We start from the raw sequence: 1,298 nt of genomic DNA, 5'->3' as shown, positions 1-1,298 counted from the left end.
GGCGGGCCTTGGCCAGGACCTCCACGCCCATGTAGCGCCGCTGCTCGGCCCATTCGTCGGTCTGCTCGGCGAGCACTGCTCCGACCAGCCGGATCACTGCGGCTCGGTCCGGGAAGATCCCGACCACGTCGGTGCGCCGGCGGATCTCCTTGTTCAACCGCTCTTGCGGGTTGTTCGACCAGATCTGGCGCCACAGCTCCCGCGGGAACGAGGTGAACGCCAGCAGGTCCGCCCTCGCGGCGTCGAGATGCTGCGCGGCGACGGGGAACTTCGCTTCCAAGCCCTCGACGACCCGGTCGAACTGCGCGTGCACCTGCGCCGCATCCGGCTGGTCGAAAACGGTGCGCAGCAGCGTAAGGACCCAGGGCTGGGCCGATTTCGGGACGCGGGTGGCCAGGTTGCGGGCGTAGTGGGTGCGGCATCGTTGCCAGCTCGCCCCGCCGAAGGTGGCGCCGACGGCCTCGACCAACCCGGCATGAGCATCGGAAATAACCAGCGCAACCCCCGACAGCCCGCGAGCCACCAGCGAACGCAGGAACGCCAACCAGCCCGCCCCGTCCTCGCCCGAGACGACGTCCAGCCCCAGAACCTCGCGCTGCCCATCGGCGGTAACCCCGACCGCGACCAGGGCGTGCACGATCACCGTCCGGCCGCCCTCGCGCACCTTCTGCGTCAACGCGTCCAACCAGAGGAACGTGTAAGGGCTGTCATCGAGCGGACGGGACCGGAACGCCTCAACCTGGGCATCCAGGCTCTTGGCCATCTCACTGACCTGACTCTTCGACAACTGCGCGATCCCGAGCTGGCCGACCAACTTCTCCACCCGCCGCGTCGACACACCCAACAGATACGAGGTGGCGATCACCGACACCAGGGCCTGCTCCGCGCGACGGCGTCGCTCCAGCAGCCACTCCGGGAAGTAGCTCCCGGACCTCAGCTTGGGGATGGCGAGCTCGATGCTTCCGGCGCGGGTGTCCCAATCCCGCAACCGGTATCCATTGCGGCTGTTCACCCGGACATCCGATCGTTCGCGGTAGCCGGCCCCACACACCGCGTCCACCTCGGCGTTCATCAACGCCTGCGCGAACTGCTTGATCATCACCCGCAGCAGATCCGGGCTCGCCGCCGCGAGATGCTCGTCCAACCACCCAGAAACGTCCACACTGTCTGACGCGGCCACCGCGTCTCCTCCCTCGAGAACCCAAGCACTCGAAGGATCACGCGGTGGCCGTCCCACACCCCGACACCACGCCGCTGATCAGCGGCTGAGCCGTACACCACGTCCGCGGACGCAACCC

The 1,298-nt window shown here is 68.1% G+C and carries 1 protein-coding gene; it reads right to left on the bottom strand.

All coding sequences use genetic code 11. From position 1 onward, the window contains the following. The coding region (locus MMF94_RS43110; protein WP_420852514.1) for an IS256 family transposase at nt 1-1,180 on the bottom strand (1,180 nt) is incomplete at its 3' end. Between the last annotated feature and the right edge of the window lie 118 nt (nt 1,181-1,298).

This window comes from Pseudonocardia alaniniphila (genome assembly GCF_022524485.1).
GTDB classification, from domain to species: Bacteria; Actinomycetota; Actinomycetes; order Mycobacteriales; family Pseudonocardiaceae; genus Pseudonocardia; species Pseudonocardia alaniniphila.
The sequence above is the reverse complement of the archived record's forward strand: the minus strand, read 5'-3'. Positions and strand labels throughout refer to the sequence as shown.